Origin of the sequence: Pseudoneobacillus rhizosphaerae (genome assembly GCF_917563885.1) — a bacterium.
Taxonomy (GTDB): domain Bacteria; phylum Bacillota; class Bacilli; order Bacillales; family Cytobacillaceae; genus Pseudoneobacillus; species Pseudoneobacillus rhizosphaerae.
Window position 1 is genome coordinate 1 of the sequence record NZ_CAKJTG010000039.1, and the last position, 16,631, is coordinate 16,631.

The 16,631-nt window shown below is 33.3% G+C and carries 20 protein-coding genes and 1 pseudogene; 4 read left to right on the plus strand and 17 right to left on the minus strand.

Annotation, left to right across the window (positions count from 1 at the left end; all coding sequences use genetic code 11):
• A partial coding sequence (locus LRP83_RS21420) for an IS3 family transposase (RefSeq protein ID WP_151537431.1) occupies positions 1-84 on the plus strand: 84 nt, incomplete at its 5' end.
• 53 nt (positions 85-137) lie between these two features.
• On the opposite strand, the gene LRP83_RS21425 is transcribed toward LRP83_RS21420, so the two are convergent.
• The 12 genes and pseudogenes from LRP83_RS21425 to LRP83_RS21480 all read right to left on the minus strand — a co-directional run bounded on the left by LRP83_RS21425 (position 138) and on the right by LRP83_RS21480 (position 9,751).
• The gene (locus LRP83_RS21425; RefSeq protein ID WP_230498870.1) at positions 138-521 is read right to left on the minus strand and encodes a cupredoxin domain-containing protein; all 384 of its coding nucleotides are present in this window, start codon (positions 519-521) and stop codon (positions 138-140) included.
• Between the two features lie 118 nt (positions 522-639).
• Positions 640-1,839: an MFS transporter gene (locus LRP83_RS21430; protein WP_230498871.1), complete on the minus strand. Its 1,200-nt coding sequence runs from the start codon at positions 1,837-1,839 to the stop codon at positions 640-642.
• A 197-nt stretch (positions 1,840-2,036) separates the two neighbouring features.
• Positions 2,037-2,420 (minus strand): hypothetical protein, encoded by a 384-nt coding sequence (locus LRP83_RS21435; protein WP_230498872.1) that lies wholly within the window; start codon positions 2,418-2,420, stop codon positions 2,037-2,039.
• Between the two features lie 153 nt (positions 2,421-2,573).
• Positions 2,574-2,954: a nuclear transport factor 2 family protein gene (locus tag LRP83_RS21440; RefSeq protein ID WP_230498873.1), complete on the minus strand. Its 381-nt coding sequence runs from the start codon at positions 2,952-2,954 to the stop codon at positions 2,574-2,576.
• A gap of 179 nt (positions 2,955-3,133) precedes the next feature.
• The gene (locus tag LRP83_RS21445; protein ID WP_230498874.1) at positions 3,134-3,652 is read right to left on the minus strand and encodes a DUF1648 domain-containing protein; all 519 of its coding nucleotides are present in this window, start codon (positions 3,650-3,652) and stop codon (positions 3,134-3,136) included.
• Between the two features lie 237 nt (positions 3,653-3,889).
• A complete protein-coding gene (locus LRP83_RS21450) occupies positions 3,890-4,273 on the minus strand; it encodes a YkvA family protein (RefSeq protein WP_230498875.1) in 384 nt (127 codons plus the stop codon).
• 274 nt (positions 4,274-4,547) lie between these two features.
• Positions 4,548-5,393, minus strand: coding sequence for an AraC family transcriptional regulator (locus tag LRP83_RS21455; RefSeq protein WP_230498876.1), 846 nt, complete (start codon positions 5,391-5,393; stop codon positions 4,548-4,550).
• Positions 5,394-5,538: 145 nt separating this feature from the next.
• On the minus strand, positions 5,539-6,012 hold the full coding sequence (locus LRP83_RS21460; protein WP_230498877.1) for an 8-oxo-dGTP diphosphatase: 474 nt from the start codon (positions 6,010-6,012) through the stop codon (positions 5,539-5,541).
• Positions 6,013-6,198: 186 nt separating this feature from the next.
• Positions 6,199-6,795 (minus strand): YdcF family protein, encoded by a 597-nt coding sequence (locus LRP83_RS21465; protein WP_230498878.1) that lies wholly within the window; start codon positions 6,793-6,795, stop codon positions 6,199-6,201.
• Positions 6,796-7,162: 367 nt separating this feature from the next.
• The gene (locus tag LRP83_RS21470; RefSeq protein ID WP_230498879.1) at positions 7,163-7,357 is read right to left on the minus strand and encodes a hypothetical protein; all 195 of its coding nucleotides are present in this window, start codon (positions 7,355-7,357) and stop codon (positions 7,163-7,165) included.
• A 152-nt stretch (positions 7,358-7,509) separates the two neighbouring features.
• Positions 7,510-8,367: a hypothetical protein gene (locus LRP83_RS21475; protein ID WP_230498880.1), complete on the minus strand. Its 858-nt coding sequence runs from the start codon at positions 8,365-8,367 to the stop codon at positions 7,510-7,512.
• Positions 8,368-8,746: 379 nt separating this feature from the next.
• Positions 8,747-9,751 (minus strand): annotated as a pseudogene (locus LRP83_RS21480) (DUF2268 domain-containing putative Zn-dependent protease).
• Positions 9,752-10,059: 308 nt separating this feature from the next.
• Between LRP83_RS21480 and LRP83_RS21485 the strand changes: the two are divergent.
• A complete protein-coding gene (locus LRP83_RS21485) occupies positions 10,060-10,218 on the plus strand; it encodes a hypothetical protein (protein ID WP_230498881.1) in 159 nt (52 codons plus the stop codon).
• Positions 10,219-10,382: 164 nt separating this feature from the next.
• On the opposite strand, the gene LRP83_RS21490 is transcribed toward LRP83_RS21485, so the two are convergent.
• On the minus strand, positions 10,383-10,799 hold the full coding sequence (locus tag LRP83_RS21490) for a DUF3888 domain-containing protein (RefSeq protein ID WP_230498882.1): 417 nt from the start codon (positions 10,797-10,799) through the stop codon (positions 10,383-10,385).
• A 177-nt stretch (positions 10,800-10,976) separates the two neighbouring features.
• The gene (locus LRP83_RS21495; RefSeq protein WP_230498883.1) at positions 10,977-11,957 is read right to left on the minus strand and encodes an NADPH:quinone reductase; all 981 of its coding nucleotides are present in this window, start codon (positions 11,955-11,957) and stop codon (positions 10,977-10,979) included.
• Between the two features lie 202 nt (positions 11,958-12,159).
• On the opposite strand from LRP83_RS21495, the gene LRP83_RS21500 reads away from it, so the two are divergent.
• Entirely contained in the window at positions 12,160-13,749 is a 1,590-nt protein-coding gene (locus tag LRP83_RS21500; RefSeq protein WP_230498884.1) for a coiled-coil domain-containing protein, read from the plus strand.
• 170 nt (positions 13,750-13,919) lie between these two features.
• Here the strand turns inward: LRP83_RS21500 and LRP83_RS21505 are convergent, their stop codons facing one another.
• Positions 13,920-14,348 (minus strand): YuzC family spore coat inner layer protein, encoded by a 429-nt coding sequence (locus LRP83_RS21505; RefSeq protein WP_230498885.1) that lies wholly within the window; start codon positions 14,346-14,348, stop codon positions 13,920-13,922.
• A 209-nt stretch (positions 14,349-14,557) separates the two neighbouring features.
• Here LRP83_RS21505 and LRP83_RS21510 point away from each other — a divergent pair, with 209 nt between their 5' ends.
• Positions 14,558-15,406 carry an SMI1/KNR4 family protein gene (locus LRP83_RS21510; RefSeq protein WP_230498886.1) on the plus strand — a complete coding sequence of 283 codons (849 nt, stop codon included), beginning with the start codon at positions 14,558-14,560 and terminating at the stop codon, positions 15,404-15,406.
• Positions 15,407-15,517: 111 nt separating this feature from the next.
• Here the strand turns inward: LRP83_RS21510 and LRP83_RS21515 are convergent, their stop codons facing one another.
• Both LRP83_RS21515 and LRP83_RS21520 read right to left on the minus strand, forming a co-directional pair.
• Entirely contained in the window at positions 15,518-15,937 is a 420-nt protein-coding gene (locus tag LRP83_RS21515; RefSeq protein WP_230498887.1) for a VOC family protein, read from the minus strand.
• 112 nt (positions 15,938-16,049) lie between these two features.
• Positions 16,050-16,496: a GyrI-like domain-containing protein gene (locus tag LRP83_RS21520; protein ID WP_230498888.1), complete on the minus strand. Its 447-nt coding sequence runs from the start codon at positions 16,494-16,496 to the stop codon at positions 16,050-16,052.
• Positions 16,497-16,631: the final 135 nt, after the last annotated feature.

The following is a 16,631-nucleotide window of genomic DNA, read 5'->3' on the forward strand; positions in this document are numbered from 1 at the left end:
GAATATTATAATACGAAACGGATGAAGGCAAAATTAAAAATGAGTCCGGTACAATACCGAACTCATTTTGAGCAAGCTGCCTAATGAAATAACCGTGTCTAACTTTTAGGGGTCACTTCACTTTTGGCCCTGCTTTTTTAGTTAACTATTATTTGTCCAACCATTCCTTCCCGGAAATGGAACCGACATATCAGTTCATATGTACCGGGCTGTTGTGGCTTTACAGTAATGCTTTTTACAGTTCCAGGCTTGAGATCGACGTCAATTCCGAGCTTTTCTACTGTAAAGGTGTGCTCTTTCACACCTTTATTTTTCAAAGTCAACATTGTGGTTTTTCCATTCGGAATGGTGATGACTTTCGGATTGAAGTTATCATCGTTCAACTCGACCTCAATCGCCTTAGCCGTCTCCAAAGACTGTGATACAACATCGGATTCAGCAGAAACGTTATGTGCACTAATAGCTGCCACAGCTATTGTAAGCAAAAACACCCATCCTATTACCCACTTTTTCATAAACATTTGCACTTCCCTCCTTTCTAATTAATATTTTTAACTAATTCATAAAATATTATCAATATTAATTAGATTCCAACATGTTTTCAGTGGAGGCGGCAGCGCAAAGGAAGAAATATACTAATTAGTAAACCTTATTTCTCAGTATGCTATTTATCTTTTCTGAACTTAGAAGCATTGCTGCAACAAAAATAACAATACAAATTGGGAAAATACCTATTGTTGACTGAGACGCAATAAAACCAAGGATTGGTGGTATGAATGTAGTTCCAGTATAAGCAATCGCCATTTGATAGCCCATAATTGTCTGAGAATGTTTCTTCCCAAAACGTGTTGGCGTTTCATGCAACATACACGGAAATATCGGTGCTAAACCTAGTCCAACAATAATGAAACCTACAAGTGAAAAAATGGACGGCAATGGTAAAAATAAAATAATGGCACCAATTAATGCAATTATTTGTCCATAACGAATAAGAGTACGGTTAGTAGTTTTAAAGGTAATAAAGCCTGTAATAAATCTACCAATTGTTATTCCTGCGTAATAAAAAGAAACCCACCCAGCAGCAGTTGCCGCACTTAATCCTTTGACATTTACCAAGAAACTGCTTCCCCAAAGTCCCACTGTTGCTTCAACCCCACAATAAAATAAAAATGAGAAAAGTGCCAGATTAACTCCTTTGATTTGTAAAGGTTTTACATCTTTAGTTTCTTCATCATTAATTACATCTATTAAATCTTCGGATTCTTCATTTATAGTAATATTCCTGTTTTTTTTCACCCTATTCCATAAAGGCAAAGTGAAAAGAAGGATAATAACTAACGCAAACTGAATGCCAGAAATAACAAAGTAGCCATCTCTCCAGGAATTATCCTCCAAAATAAACTGAGCCATAATAATAGGACCAAGAGCAGCCCCGACACCCCAAAAACTATGTAACCAACTCATATGATGTGCCTTATAATTTGTTGCAACATAATCGTTTAATCCTGCGTCAACAGCCCCTGCTCCTAATCCAAGTGGGATAGCTGATATAATTAACCAAACAACCGATGGAGCAAAATGAAACCCTAGTAAAGCACTAGCAGTCATTAAAACGCTAACAAACGTGACTTTGCCAGTCCCGAACCTTTTAAGTACCTTTCCACTAACTAAACTGGAGATAATTGTACCACCTGCAATTGTCATAAAAAGGAATCCAGCAGTCTCAAGTGGAACCTCATAGTCCGATTGCATCACGGGCCAAGCTGCCCCCAACAATGAATCAGGTAAGCCTAAGCTGATAAAAGCCAAATAAATGATGATTAAAAGCAATGTTGTCATTTTTAAACCTCGCCTAAACTTAATTAGAATAAATTGTAATGTCTAAATTGTGTTACTTGCTTGATTGATTCATGATGAGATCAAGTCCATGACTTTGTAAACCATGTAAATAATCTTGCTTCCAATCACTTATAGTAAGCTCTGGAAGATGTTCTGAAGGGATATAATTTGGGCTATGATAGGTCCAATTCCGCTTTCTAAAGCTTGCCGAAAATTTCGATTAGATCATTAAATAAATTTGAATGGATATAATACTTTTCCGTAACTACATTACCTCCGTAGCTAAAAACTTTCACTTCATAAATTGTTGTATTTCCTTTAAAAATTATCCTTCCATCTGGACCGTGTTCAAAAATTATTTTTGATATATCCTCTTTGGGGCTTGAATTTATTTTTTTTATTACTTCATTAATTACTTTTTTGTCGGAAATAACATATGGTACTTCTTGATCAGAAGTTAAATAAATGGACATCTGTGTGAAATCCTTGGCTTTTATTGGCTTGTTCAAATAATGGTAAAGGAACGCCGCAGATATTAGTGCCATCACAGTCATCAGTAATAAGTAAAATCGATGCTTCATATAACACACCCCCTTATGTTATAGACGAATAAAATTGTGGAAGTGTTTCTTTGAAGTAAATAATGGAACTAACTTGATCATTTAGCTTTTTGTCTCTGAGTTGAGCCGTTTGTAATAATTGCAACTTTTAAATGCCTAAGTCGAATAAAGACCTTACCTTTCTAACTCTATATATTCTCTCAATAATTTCCACTGTTTATTTTCTTTTCTCCATACAAACATACATTGAGCGTTATAAGGCTCACCATTTATTAAATTGGTTTCTCTTCCTAAAACTAAAAATTCATCTCCATTTTTGCGTTCGGTGATGGAAACAGCTTCAAAACTTTTTTCAGCATTATCCATTTGTCTCAATACATTATTAAGGTCATAGTTATAGAAGTATGGGTCAGGTTTATCTATATTTGAATGTGCCCAATAACCTACAAATCTTTCTGACATGTATTCTCTTATCCCTTCACCATTCTTGCTAATAAAACCTTCATTCCAAGCCCTAAAATAACTATTTAAAATTTCATTTATAATGTCCAACATCCATTCCCCCTTATCATTTATAGTTTCTCTCTACTGAAGGATTGTTCTTCCATTCCATTTAAAGTAAAATTGGCATCACATTTTAAAACAGAAAGCCCGGTAAATTGGTTGCTACAAAATTGTTCTATATAGTAAATAAAATGATTCTATTTACTGTTGAACGAATTTTGCTCAACCTATTACTTAATTTTTTTTTGATTTATAATTTCTAGAACAATTGGAAAACCCGAACCCAAAATCGTTATCGGTAAAATCCATTTTCCAAACCCATGTCCCCAGCCTAAAGCAATGGATACCGATTCATATAGGATTACAGCAATGATAATTAGACAAATATTTTTTAACTGATTTACTAGTTTTCGACTTAGTAAATAAAACTTTTCTGCGTTGGATTCATTAAATCTTTGAGGATAATTATGTACTGCAGGGTATTTTTCCAACGCTTCCATTAAAACAATAATGAATGCTCCAACAAAAGGTAAGATTAGAAGTTCCCATTTTGATCCCCATCTGTCTACCTCACCCAATGCATTATAATGTGCAGGGACATCTTTTGGAAGTCTGTTCCAAATGGTAATTAAAAAGATTACTGAACCTAAGTAAAACGAATATCCAATAATGTTCCAAGCCCATTCACTTTTTGTTTTTGATAATTTAATATCAGGACGTTTCCAAGCATTTGACTCCTTCCTCAACAACCACCTAATGATAATGAGTAAGTATTCCAAACACAATTAATTCACATAAAGTATGCACAGCTACTATCGCAGATATAAAAGCTCTTTTCCTTCATTACGATGGGAAATAGAAAAGGTTTCACTAAATTACTTTTTCTAATATCCGTCTCTAGAATTCTTTCACACTAATAAAAAGTCCACATTTTGCAAGTTAAAATAATACCTTGCGTAATGTGGACTTACTGAGATTGCATCTTGTTAGCTTAAAAGTTGATACACTTTCAAAATAATCCATATCGTAATTACAGCCCAAATGAATACAATTATTGAGCCAGCTACCCAATTCTTCGGCTTACCATTCCTCACCAATTCCTCTGCCTTAACTTCACAGTCAAATAAAACTTCTTTCGGTATCATTTTCAATGCCAACATTATTCCTATTGGAAGAAGAATTATATCATCTAAATAGCCAAGAATGGGTATGAAATCTGGTATTAGATCAATCGGACTGAACGCATAAGCGACAACACAAGCAATAAATACTTTTGCATACCAAGGGACTCGGTCATCTTTACAAGCATAGTACAGAATATATATCTGTCGTTTTAAATTTTTCGCCCAAGACTTAAGTTTGTTTAGCATTTTATCTCCTAATAATAATTAAATTTTATCCTAATAGATTTTCACCTTACATAACGTTTAAGATTTGAACAAATATTGATACACATAAACTTATAAGGAATGTTATAGCCCTTTTACTTTTTTAGTCATCTTTAATCAAATATTTAAAATCGTACCCAAAAACATATAAACAAAAAATGCGACTAATACCATAGTCAGTTCCATAAAAAAATACACCCAATGTTGTTTGAAGTTCCCTTCTTGTACGCTTGATTTCCTAATTATTAATTTGTATCTATTTAGGAATCACAGGAACCCAAAGTTCGTTTCTAGGTTTATGTTTTGGTGGATAATAACATTCGATACAAGGTATATCTGCAAGTTCATATCCAGAAGTTGGAACCCACTCTGTGTATAATCGCTTCCAAGCATTCACTATACCCGGAAAAACGACCCAGGTTCTATGAGTAATGAAGAGCGTTTCCATATCACTTGGGACTTCGCCTTCATATCGGACACCCATAAAGTATGTAAATTCTTCGTCCATAATGGTTGCCTCTTTTCCACAAACGCCCAATAGACTTTCAAGTGTGCATTTTGGTTCTTCCCAGGACATATCAATCAATCGTTGCATAAATCCATCTTTTTTGGCACTGCTCCAAAGCGTAGGAATTGTTTTAAAGGCCCTACTTGTTTTGACTACGTTACCTTTTCCTATAACTTTTAAATCAAAATCAAGATTCTCAATCCGATACTCCATTTCGGTATCCCCTTTTATTGAAATTTGAAAGGAGATTCTTGGAAAGGCTTTTAATTGTACTCCTTGATTACGAGCTTCCGAAGGTTTAATTCCATGTGTCTTTTGAAAAGCACGTGAAAAAGAATCTGCTGACTCATAGCCATATTTAATGGCTACATCAATAATTCGAATGTCACTTTTTTGAATATCAAATGCAGCAAGTGTTAACCGTCTCCGTCTGATATATTCAGATAGAGATATTCCTGAGATAGATGAAAACATTCTTGGAAAGTGATACTCGGAACTTTGAGCTATTTGTGCAATCTTTTTATAATTTATTTCGTCCTCAATATTGTTTTCAATGTAATCCAAAGCACTATTTATTCTATCTTTCCAATCCATTTTTCCTCTCCTTCCTCTTATCTAATCTATATGAAAAGGTATTTATTTGTCCGACATTTCCTGCACAAATATGTCGGACTCATCTTTACTACTGACATTATTCTATTACCTACGAGAAATCACCTGTATATGCTAACCTGCACGGTTACGTATTCTTTATAGTAACTTTTCCCTCTTTATTTTCTTCATGATTCCATTCAACTTGTATTTCAAATGTCCTATCTTCAAAGAATAAAGGGAATCTTCTTCGAATAGATTCCTGCATCGGAAGGCTATAGGCTTCCTCAATATCTACCCAAACTGCTTTTCCTTCTGGTGCATCTTCAAGTAGTTCTCCTTTGAAATCTTTTGTTATATAATTGAAAATCATGTATCTATCCATAGCAACTGGATTAACATATTCATAGAGACCTTTAAAAATAAGGTTACTAACTTCTAATCCAGTTTCTTCTTTTACTTCTCTAATTGCACTTTCTACTATACTTTCAGGAAATTCAACTTTGCCACCTGGTGGAATAAATCCTTTGAAATTATCGTGTTGTCTATCAAGTAGTAATACCTTGTTTTCCTTTTGAATCATGCAAACAGTCCACAATTTATAATTTACAGAATGACTCATTAGCTCCTCCATATTTTTTATTTCGATTTTACCAAATATTTTATAACTCTTATTGACTAAATGACCATTAAGTAAATACACAGCAAAAATACGGAAAATCAGGTAATGAATAAAATTTTTCAGTCTATCGATCATTTGGTTTCAGCTTAAGCAGCCGTTACTTGCTTAAAAAATATAAAAGAATTCTTATCTAAATGGAATACTTACGATGAATCCTATATAGTAGAATAATTCTCTAAAGAAAAACGGTAATGTAGTTTGCAAAGTGAGATAAGCAGAACTTGGTGTAGGCGAAGAATAGACCTCCATATTAAAAACTTTAGCCATAGAAATAGCTCTTTTCATATGAAGAGGATCACTAACAATGGTAAATGACTTCAAATTGTTACCTGTAGCAATCTCTTTAGCGTATTTTAAATTTTCTTCTGTAATATTTGATTTTGTCTCAATAAGAATATCCTCGGGTTTTACTTTCTTTTTGATTGCATAGACTTTTGCAACTTCTGATTCAGAATGAGTACTATCTTCCCCTTTACCACCAGTGAATATAATTTTATCCACGAAACCATTATGATAAAGCCAGATTGAGTGATTTATCCTTTCACGTAATACAGGTGAAGGCTTGTTACCCCATACAGCCGCACCAAGTACAATGGCTGCATCCGACTTCACTAATTCATTTTTAAAGCTAAAAGACCAGATACTGTATGCGGAATAACCGATAAATATTAAAAATGAAGCAATTACAATGAAAATCACTTTTTTCATCCGTTTATTAAACATATATTCATCCTTTGTTTAAGGTTCTACTTCTTTAATTAATTTTAACCTATTGTTATTGGCTCTGATATTATTCATTGTTGATTTTCGTATAGGTATGAGTATTCATAGTCGGAGAACTTCCGTCTAATTTAATAATTGGAACTAAAGATATAAATATAAGCGTAGATATTCCGATTAACTGCTCTAAATAAGACAAAATTCAAAGATTTGGATCATATAAACGGAAAAACCTCCTTTATTTTTAAGGTAATTGGCGTATTTTCCAATTTAAACGGAATTTCTCCGTTTGTTTTTTAAAACTGTGAAATTAACATTAAGTAAAACGACTTTTCATCTTGAACAATCGCCTTTGTTACCCCATTATAGGCTATCTACAATTCTTCTTTAATAAATCAATTATGTAAAATAGTTGGGTTATTATAAAAGAACCTAAAAATACTAATAAGGTTCCTATGATGATTTCAATCTCACCTAATATATCTCCAAGTAACAACGGTAATGTAAAGAACAACACAGCAATTATTAAAGTAGTAAGAAAAAAAATACTAACGTAACGCCCCATACATTCTCCCCCTAATTCTATTGTTAAACTATAGATATTCGATAAATCCATTTTATTTCCTTGTCAAACTAAACTCCCAATTAGCTGAAAATGACAAATAAGCCGAAAACTTACAAGTAATATATCTTGTATATTTTCAGCCTAATCAGTTGTTAGTTATGAGAAATAGCGCCCTTTTTCCTTTTCTTCAACTTATCACTTAATTGTTCAAAATCTTCTACTACATCAGGCATTGATAATACCTTAGCTAATGTAGTGCCTTTTTGTATAGAAATCCTAGCTTTATCAAATAAATTTGCCTTTATTTGAGCATCTGCAAGTGTATACCAATAGAACCAAGTATCCATTTTTGATATTTTATCATGATAAAACTTTTCAATAACAGGATAGTAACTAGCATATAGTTCTTCATCAAAGACTAATTTTTCTCCATTCCATTTTAGAACATTTACAAAATAGGTATCTGCAATGTACCACTGCCAAACAGCTAAACCAACTTTCTTATTAGTTAATAGCTCCATCATATGATACGGAACCTCTGCTATCAGCTTTAAAGAATTATTATTCCATTTAAAAATCTCTAGGTTATTTCCTGCTGCAGCACCAATTGTGACACCAAAGAGATACTCTTTAATACCATCACCAGTAATATCAGCAACACCTGAATAATCTAATCCTACCCCTTGTGTTTGGGTCTCCCAAATTTTTTCCCATCTTTTATTTACTTTTCTTAATACTATTACTCCATATTGTGATGGATTTGGCTGTTCTTTTGCCTTTATTTCAAAAGTAATAATAATCTCTTCTTGACCATCTTTATTAAAATCATAAAACTGATATGGTTTGGTTGATTTAGGTTTTTCAGGACTAACTAGTTTTGAGTTCGGTGGTATAAACTCATAAATAATTTTTTCTAATTCTTTATTTAATTTTACTTCAGCGTTAGTGAAAATTGGTGAGAGATGTAAATTGACCGATGTCAATATAATAAATAATAAAATTTTCTTCATCAATAATCCCCTTAATTTAGATAATATTAGGGATTATTGTTCCCTGGTGATTGCCTGAATATCAGTAACCGTAGTTCACTAAATTAATTTTTTCCAGATTTAGTATTAATAAAAGCTACTTTAATAATCTACTTTTCTTCGCATTAAAAGATAAATCCCAAGTCCAAGTGGTCCCGTTATTAGGGTTAATGGCCAAAATATGTGTCTTTTAATGCCGTCAAAGTAACTATCAGAATCATACAATACCCATAAAGACAAGATACTAAAAAGTATAAACAAAAAGACCATTGTAATTTCAAATTGATAGTTGCTAAAATCAGTGCCACCCATCAAACCTATACCTCTCATATTTTCAGCCTACCTTTTTCCTATAATTTTATCATTGTAGAAAACGGCTTTTCTCAAGTATTTCATCGGCATCCATAAAGGTCCACTCATTAATAGGAACATCTGGATTTTTATTTAAAAATTCTTGCATAATCTGATAACCAATTCTATAATCGGACCATTGAGGAATCATACGGTTTCCAGTACGAATCTCCGTATAGTCGTTTTCGTTATAAGAATACCGTCTTTCGTTTACTCAATTCCAAATGGTCTTTACATCCTCTTGGGGTACTTCTGCGATCCAGGGGATGTTCATATTAGGATAAATCAGGTTTGCAAAGGAATCCGCTCTTCCTTCTGATAATACATAATCAATTAAATCCCTTTGTTGAGTTTTATATTTCTCAAAATAAACAGTATGGTAATATTCATGTGCCATAGTGTAAGGAATCAGCTCTTCTTTATATTTTTGAGGAGCTATTTGCAAGACAATTAATTGTTCAGTTGCAAATCCTGCAACTCCATTCATAGTACTTATCGATAGAGATTGATCTGGATTGAATGGGAACAGATATATCGTCTTCTTTCCACTAGGCAAAAGTTTAGCTGATTTCTCTATGCTCTCTTTGATTAGATTACTGATATGTTCGTAATTTTCATCTAATAGGATGATTGATTCATTCAGCTTTTCAATGTTTATTGCTCCTGTAAGCATATCTTTTAACCATAATCCCCTGTCTTCGCTATATGCTTCTTTACGAAAAGGTTCTATTACAGTCGATATATATAACTCACTATGGTTTGCATCTGGGTTTTCTCTTAACTTTTGTACATATTCGAGGTGTGGCTCAAAAACTGGTACAATTTCAAACTCTTGTTCAGCTACTTTAAATTGAACTAGAGTAGCATTTTTGATTTCATAGCCTTTAATATTGTCCGATTCCTTTGAGTCGTTTTCTGTTTTCGTTTGTTTAATTGTTTCTGTAGACTTTTCTTCGACACAACCAGATAGTAAAGATACGATTATTACGACAATAATTAATAGATTCCTGTTCATTTTTACCTCCTCAGTGGTTGCACAAATAAAAATAATTAATGATTTTCAAAACTAGTATCACTTTCACTTTAGTATACAGGGTTATTGTTTTATACCTTATTTTAACATATTTGGAAAATAGTTAGTGTGTTTTGATCGTTTTCTTATGCAACAATTCTCCCACTTTTTCCGGATCACTTGCAAAAAAAAAAGATAACAAGTTTTAATGTGTTATGGCGTGAATGTTATTTTATTGTTCAATCTGGATACATCGAGCGTTTTTATGTAAAGAATAAAATTGTAAAACGATAAATTGAGGAGGACTTGTAATGAAACAGGATCAACAAACTAATGAGAATATAGGCTCTATTATGAAGCCAGAATTTGCCGGAACTGATGCTCAACAGGTAAAACAAGAAATTCAAAAAGATGTAAGTAACGGACAAGGAGCAATGACTTCCCGAGAAGCAGGAGCAATGCGCGATTAAAAAGCCACTTTGAGTGGTTTTTTAGTTTTCTACACAAATAATTGCATTTGGTGCTGAATTTGTTCCGCAAGCATCTTGAGTACTTATATGTAATTTGCTTTCTATTATACCGACGTTTAAATAACAAAAAACAATCTCTTCTATGAATAACACATTATTATTAATTACTCTTCTTGAGAATATGTCGCTAAATGAGTATGATTTACCAATTTAACCCTAGGTCCAACAGAAATCTCATAGGTCATCCTGTCTTTTCCTATTGAAACCCAATGTCCACCATTTGTAGGCTCAATCTCAAATGTAATTTGCAAAATAAAACCACGAAAGTGATTCATTCTTTTTGTTTCGATTACTTCGATTTTCCATGGAGCAATAGCAATATACTTTGAAATATTTGGATAATAATAATCATGTAAATCTTTTAATATATAAGGGTCAAGCATATTCATAAGCATATCCTGTAATTTAAGTTGGTCAGAATCCTCAGTGGGGTCTTTAATTGTCTTTATTTCACTTGCCGTAGTTTCAAAGGGGATATTAAATATAATCAATATTATAAAAATGCTAAATATTTTCTTCATGATTTTCACTCCTTTTTTATTATTATTCCCATAGGCAAAGAATAAATAGTCAAAGGCTCTCCATTACAAAGCTGGAGAGCCTTTTTCGTTTGTTCTTTCTATACAATTTCCTTTATAATTTCTTGATTGTCCACTTCTGCTTCTTTTTAAAGTAAAAGTGAGATTCCATCCATTTTGTTAGTCAATGATTAAAACAAGTTTCCCATTCCCTATTCCCTTTTCTAACTGTTCAAAACCATGCGATGCTTGCTGGAGTGGCAGGGTAGTACCAATAATTGGGCGAAGTGCCCCGCTATTTAGCATTCCAATTACACCGTGAATGCTTTGTTCATATTCATCCTTTGGTGCGTTCCATAGGGCTGTGGCTAAAATATCACATTCCTTTTGCATAGCAAGACGTGGATTTATTTCGATTGATCCACGATTTCCAATTATCACAATTTTACCAAATGGTGCAATTAGCTTTAAATCTGTTTCTAAATTAATATTTGCTAAAAATTCAATAATGACATCTGGTCCCTTGCCATCTGTTAAGGCTAATACATCTTCAATCGATTCTTCCGTCACATGATCAATGACAACATCTGCACCAGCTTGCTGAACCAATTTTTTACCCTCTGGCTTGCTTGCTGTACCAATTACTTTAGCACAGTGAGCTTTCGCCATTTGCACCACCTGTAATCCAACGCCACCACTAGCTCCATGAATGAATACAGTTTGACCAGGCTTGAGACACGCACGTTGAAATAATGCACGGTAGGCAGTCAATGCAGGTACCCCTAATGCTGCACCTTGTTCGAAAGATACATGATCTGGCAATAAATGAACCGAATTTGAATCACATACTATTTTTTGTGCAAATGTTCCTGTATTTTTACCTCGCATTAACGACGCAATAAATACACGATCACCGACACGAACATTTGTGACTCCTTCTCCAATAGCCTCCACAATCCCTGCTCCGTCTAAACCTGGGGTATAAGGCAGTTGAGGTATACTGAACGCATATGTACCAGTTAATGTGTATGTATCACTTGGATTGACCCCCGCAGCATGTAAACGAACACATACCTCACCCTTTCCTGCAACTATATCCGCTACATCTGAAAGTATTAATTCTTTAGGTCCACCAAATTGTGTTACTTGAATGGCTTTCATATTACCAACCTCCTCGTAATTATTATATATCGAAAGAAAAAAATTCGTAAAACAGATAGATAGTTCATTTGCATTAAATTCAACTAGATAAGTTTTTTATTGTAAAAGTCAAAAAAATTTAAAAATTCAATGTAATTTGGTACATAAATAAAAAATGTCCTCCGAAGTATATAGCGATTACATAAATAGGAGGTTTTTACCATTGAAAAAGTCTATTTTTAAAATTGCAGTTCCAACTCTTGCTCTTGGTTTAGCATTTGCACCAATGGCTAGTGCAGCACCAAATGATGTTTCACAAAAGACAGTAATCTCGGTAAAGAGTGATTCTAAGTCAAAAGGAGTTGTTCAAAAGCTAAATGCTAAAGAAAAAGAAGCTATAAAGAAATTATCTTCTATTACTAAAAATCTTTCTAAAGTAGAGGTTAATGTAAAACAGCTATCAACGGCAACAGTATATTTCTATGCTAAAGCTGCTACTACACCTATTTCTTCCAGAGTAGAAGCCGAGTTTTATTCAAGTACATCTGGTAAGTTAAAAGCAAATGCAAATCAGTTAAAAGCTCTAAAAAAGCAAGTTGACCATGTAGCCAAAAAATATAAAAATACAGATGCTGTTGCTGCTAGTTATAAGAAGATTTCTGATCTAAATAAGGAGGTTTCCGTAGGTAGTAAAAATTTAACTGACTTGCACAATCAATTCAAAACAATTGCTATTGCTGAAGAGGCAAAAAAACAGTTCATTCTTATCAATAATTCGATTACCAAGATTGAGGCAAATATAGCAGAGCTTTCAAAAGCAACAGTGGAGTTCTATGCAAAAGCGTTTTCTGATTCTACTATTACTTCTACTGTAGAAGGCAAATTTTACAGCATTTATTCTGCTACGTTTAAAGCTAATACAACACAGTTACAATCTTTAAAAAAGCAACTTGATTCCGTTGCAAAATATAATGATGCAGTTGCTGTAGCTGCTGCTAATAAGAAGATATCTGATCTAACTAACTTGAATTCCGTAGCAAGTAAAAATTTAACTGACCTGCACACTCAATTCAAGGCAAAAGTTACAGCAGAAGAAGCTGCAAAGCAGTTTATTTCTATTAACAATAAGATTACTAATGTTGAGGCTAGTGTAGCTGAGCTTACAAAAGCAACGGTGGAATTCTATGCAAAAGCTGCTAATGATGCAACTATAACCGCTCATGTAGAATCAAATTTTTATTCAAGCACATCTAGTAAATTAAAAGCGAATACTAATCACTTAAAAGAACTGAAAAAGCAGCTTGACGTTGTTGCTAAAAACTATACTGATACCAATGCTGTCGCAGTTGCTGATAAGAAGATCTCTGACTTAAATAACTCGATTTCCGTAACCAGTAAAAATTTGAATGACTTGCATACTAGCTTCAAGGCAAAACTTAAAGCAGAAGAAGCTAAAAAACAATTAGCCCCAATTACCGATAATATTTCCAAAGTAGAGGCTAGTGTTGCAGAACTTACTAAAGCAACTGTTGATTTCTATACAAAAGCTGCTACTAATTCTTCCGTAACGATTCAAGTAGAGGCAGAATTCTACGCAAAAACATCTGGTGCGTTACTATCTAATACAAAACAGTTATTAAATCTGAAAAATCAACTTGACGTGTTTGTCAAAACGTATGGCACTTCAGTTGAAGTAACAACTGCAATTTCAAAGATAAATGCTCAAAATAAGGCGATTGTATTAGCCGTTGATACCTTGACTAATTTTCACACCAATTTCAAACCAGTACCACCAACGACTACCAACCCATAAAATATCTAAAGACCCAAGTGAAGATTTATTCGCTTGGGTCTTTTCACACATCTAGTGCATATTACAGTACTTGTCCCAGTACATAAAAGCACCCATCATTCTGAGCGCCCTTTCTGCTGCCAATATTTCTTAAACAAACTTTATTAAAAAATAAATCTATAAAATTTCTATCACCATTTTAATCCTATGAGTAGATTACAACAATCCTCTTCCATTCCAGAGTTTTCTAGTATTATCTTAATGCCTGTTGGAGTAAAAGTAGTTTTAACTCTAAGGGTGATTCCTGTTGATAAAATTAATTCATTTACTCTGCTCTTATTTGACTGTTGGGCTGCACTCATAAGTTCCTTTGTAAACACTGGATCAGCAGCTAACTTATTTACTAGTAAATCAGCCTGCCTAATAAGGGTTTGGAATTTGTGCACGGATACATCTAATTTATGAATGTCTACCGGTGGATACTGTCTTTGAGGTCTTAACGTGTTCCATGTTTGTAAAGGTTCATTAAAGTGAGTAGGAATATACCTAACAGGTATGGTACCTATTCCCTGTGGATGAAAATATGGATAAACTGATTGTGGATTAAAGTAATAATACAAGGGAAACCCTCCTTCCGATTAACTCATACCGTTTATCTTATGTGTGATGGCTTGAAAAGGTTATGATTTCGTAAAGAAAGAGTTATTGTACAAACTCCCGATAGATAAGTAAAAGTTGAATGTTGTCGCTTTGAGTTTTTTAAAGGAAAATAAGGAGGCCAAATCGAATTATGCTTATATAATGGTTATTTTTAAGGAGCGAGATTCGAATGGACAATAGTATCAGAGAAATCTATGGTTCGTATGAGATACCTGAAGAAGTTTATAAGCTCTATACACTTGAAAGAGAACTAAACGAAATTGATTTGTCTCTATATATGATAGGATTCCAACCTTGCGAGAATGATTATTTTGACCCAATCAGCCCTCCAGATTTCATCCCTTTCGCAGACACTAGAGGTGATGGGATTCTTTTTGGTTTCTTGACTGATTTTGGTAGAGTATCTACTTTACAAGAGGCACCAATAGTATGTGTAAGCCCTACTAATGATCCACCTATTAGATATATAGCGGATAACATAAAGGAGTTCTTGAATTTAGTATCTTCTGTTCCGCATGCTGAAATGCTCGAGGGTTTTTGGGCAATTCCTGATGATACCCAAATCCAGCAAGTAATCATGGAGTTTGAAAAAGATACCCCCTCTGACTGGATAGAAAAGCGTAGGAAGGTTGCAGAACGTTTTAAGGGGAAATTCATTACAAAACACGTGCAAATAGGAACTTGCTTAAAGCAGGCACAGAAAAATCGAGCTTATTTAATAACTACTTCTACATTGGATGGATTAGGGATTGTAGGAAGCAAAGAATATACTACTACCTACACAAAATATCCTTTTGATTTTAATAAATATTTTAATAAATCAGTAGATGACCACGAATTAGCAAGTCTAAATGAATATTTGAAAAAGAGTAATAGAATAGAGAAGCTCGCTTTTATCCGTGATGTAATTTATGTAATTAGAACAGATTTTGTCTTTGAAGAGAATATTTTCAACCTAATTATTGATTTAATGGAATCCTTGAACCTACATGATGAAATACATAGATTTTCGAGATAATACTTTATGGGGATTCGATTTAATTAATTGAATCAATCCCCTTTGCCGAATCATCAAAAGAAGCACTTATCTAATAAGCTGACATGCACGATAGTGGATTTTGTGCTATGTCTATGAATTAAAAAGGTACTTCTCTTTGAAACTTTGACTTAATTCACTCCAAACATCGAATTTATTTCCATCTAAATCCAAAAAAACAAAGTTCCTTCCAGAGTGTCCTCTGTCTTCAATTTCTCCAACGCTAATTCCTTTGTTTGAAAATTCAGTATGTAATGATTCTAACGCACTCAAACCATTCACTTCAAACGTCATCGAAAAACGCTCCTGTCCATAAACATCAAAAAAATTGGACGTTTGGCCCTTCATTGATTTGACTAAGAAAATACTTTGGTTTGCAAGATTAAGAATGGCTTTATCCTCATCCTTAAAACTTAACTCTGCACCTAAATGAAGTACATACCATTCTGTAGAAAGTTCAACATTAGTGACTGGGATATAAGTTGTCCCTACACGTAATAGTTTTTCAGTCATGCTATTAGCTCCCTTCTATAACTTTCATTAATCTTTGAAAAACAAATATATTTTTTTCTACAAGATTATTAGTGAACTTAGCTGTTAAAAACATTTTGAGAACTGGTCAAAATTACGAATGAATTGGCAAATATATCTCTATTTCCTCTTCACCGTTTTCCAGAGGGTGATAAGTCTCAATAATAAATGAGTCAAGATCTCTTTCATAACCTTTTTCTTCAATCCATTTTAATAAACTCGAATGTAAACTCTCAACATTTGATATTGTCCCTCTTGTTGTCGCATATTCTTTATCGGTTTCAATATATTCCATTCCAGATGGGGCTTCGTTTACTAGTTTACTAACGATTAGTCCTACAAAATAGTTGCCTACCAAATGGTCTCTGTTTCTCTTCGGTTCAAATAAGGCAATTTCTATGTTAGTTCGATTTTGGATTTCGTCTGCACGTTTTAATACTTCTTTTGCTTGTAAAGGAACTTCACTACCAAAGTTAGCAAACTCTCCACTTCCTTTTATTCCAACAAGTTTAAATTCTCTTTTAACCTTCGTATAAGACATATAACTTCTCTCCTTTAATAAAAATTACATATTCTTTTAATTTTATTATTCAATAAAAAAACCCTACTTCCTGCATTAGTGTTAGGAATTCAATAATGTTTATTGATAAAAAGTTTTTAACTAACATTCTCATTA

Bases quoted from the DNA above. Each gene is read 5' to 3' on its own strand.
- LRP83_RS21425 (WP_230498870.1), bottom strand. From the start codon at position 521: ATGTTTATGAAAAAGTGGGTAATAGGATGGGTGTTTTTGCTTACAATA.
- LRP83_RS21430 (WP_230498871.1), bottom strand. From the start codon at position 1,839: ATGACAACATTGCTTTTAATCATCATTTATTTGGCTTTTATCAGCTTA.
- LRP83_RS21435 (WP_230498872.1), bottom strand. From the start codon at position 2,420: ATGAAGCATCGATTTTACTTATTACTGATGACTGTGATGGCACTAATA.
- LRP83_RS21440 (WP_230498873.1), bottom strand. From the start codon at position 2,954: ATGTTGGACATTATAAATGAAATTTTAAATAGTTATTTTAGGGCTTGG.
- LRP83_RS21450 (WP_230498875.1), bottom strand. From the start codon at position 4,273: ATGCTAAACAAACTTAAGTCTTGGGCGAAAAATTTAAAACGACAGATA.
- LRP83_RS21455 (WP_230498876.1), bottom strand. From the start codon at position 5,393: ATGGATTGGAAAGATAGAATAAATAGTGCTTTGGATTACATTGAAAAC.
- LRP83_RS21460 (WP_230498877.1), bottom strand. From the start codon at position 6,012: ATGAGTCATTCTGTAAATTATAAATTGTGGACTGTTTGCATGATTCAA.
- LRP83_RS21465 (WP_230498878.1), bottom strand. From the start codon at position 6,795: ATGTTTAATAAACGGATGAAAAAAGTGATTTTCATTGTAATTGCTTCA.
- LRP83_RS21470 (WP_230498879.1), bottom strand. From the start codon at position 7,357: ATGGGGCGTTACGTTAGTATTTTTTTTCTTACTACTTTAATAATTGCT.
- LRP83_RS21475 (WP_230498880.1), bottom strand. From the start codon at position 8,367: ATGAAGAAAATTTTATTATTTATTATATTGACATCGGTCAATTTACAT.
- LRP83_RS21485 (WP_230498881.1), top strand. From the start codon at position 10,060: ATGAAACAGGATCAACAAACTAATGAGAATATAGGCTCTATTATGAAG.
- LRP83_RS21490 (WP_230498882.1), bottom strand. From the start codon at position 10,799: ATGAAGAAAATATTTAGCATTTTTATAATATTGATTATATTTAATATC.
- LRP83_RS21495 (WP_230498883.1), bottom strand. From the start codon at position 11,957: ATGAAAGCCATTCAAGTAACACAATTTGGTGGACCTAAAGAATTAATA.
- LRP83_RS21510 (WP_230498886.1), top strand. From the start codon at position 14,558: ATGGACAATAGTATCAGAGAAATCTATGGTTCGTATGAGATACCTGAA.
- LRP83_RS21515 (WP_230498887.1), bottom strand. From the start codon at position 15,937: ATGACTGAAAAACTATTACGTGTAGGGACAACTTATATCCCAGTCACT.
- LRP83_RS21520 (WP_230498888.1), bottom strand. From the start codon at position 16,496: ATGTCTTATACGAAGGTTAAAAGAGAATTTAAACTTGTTGGAATAAAA.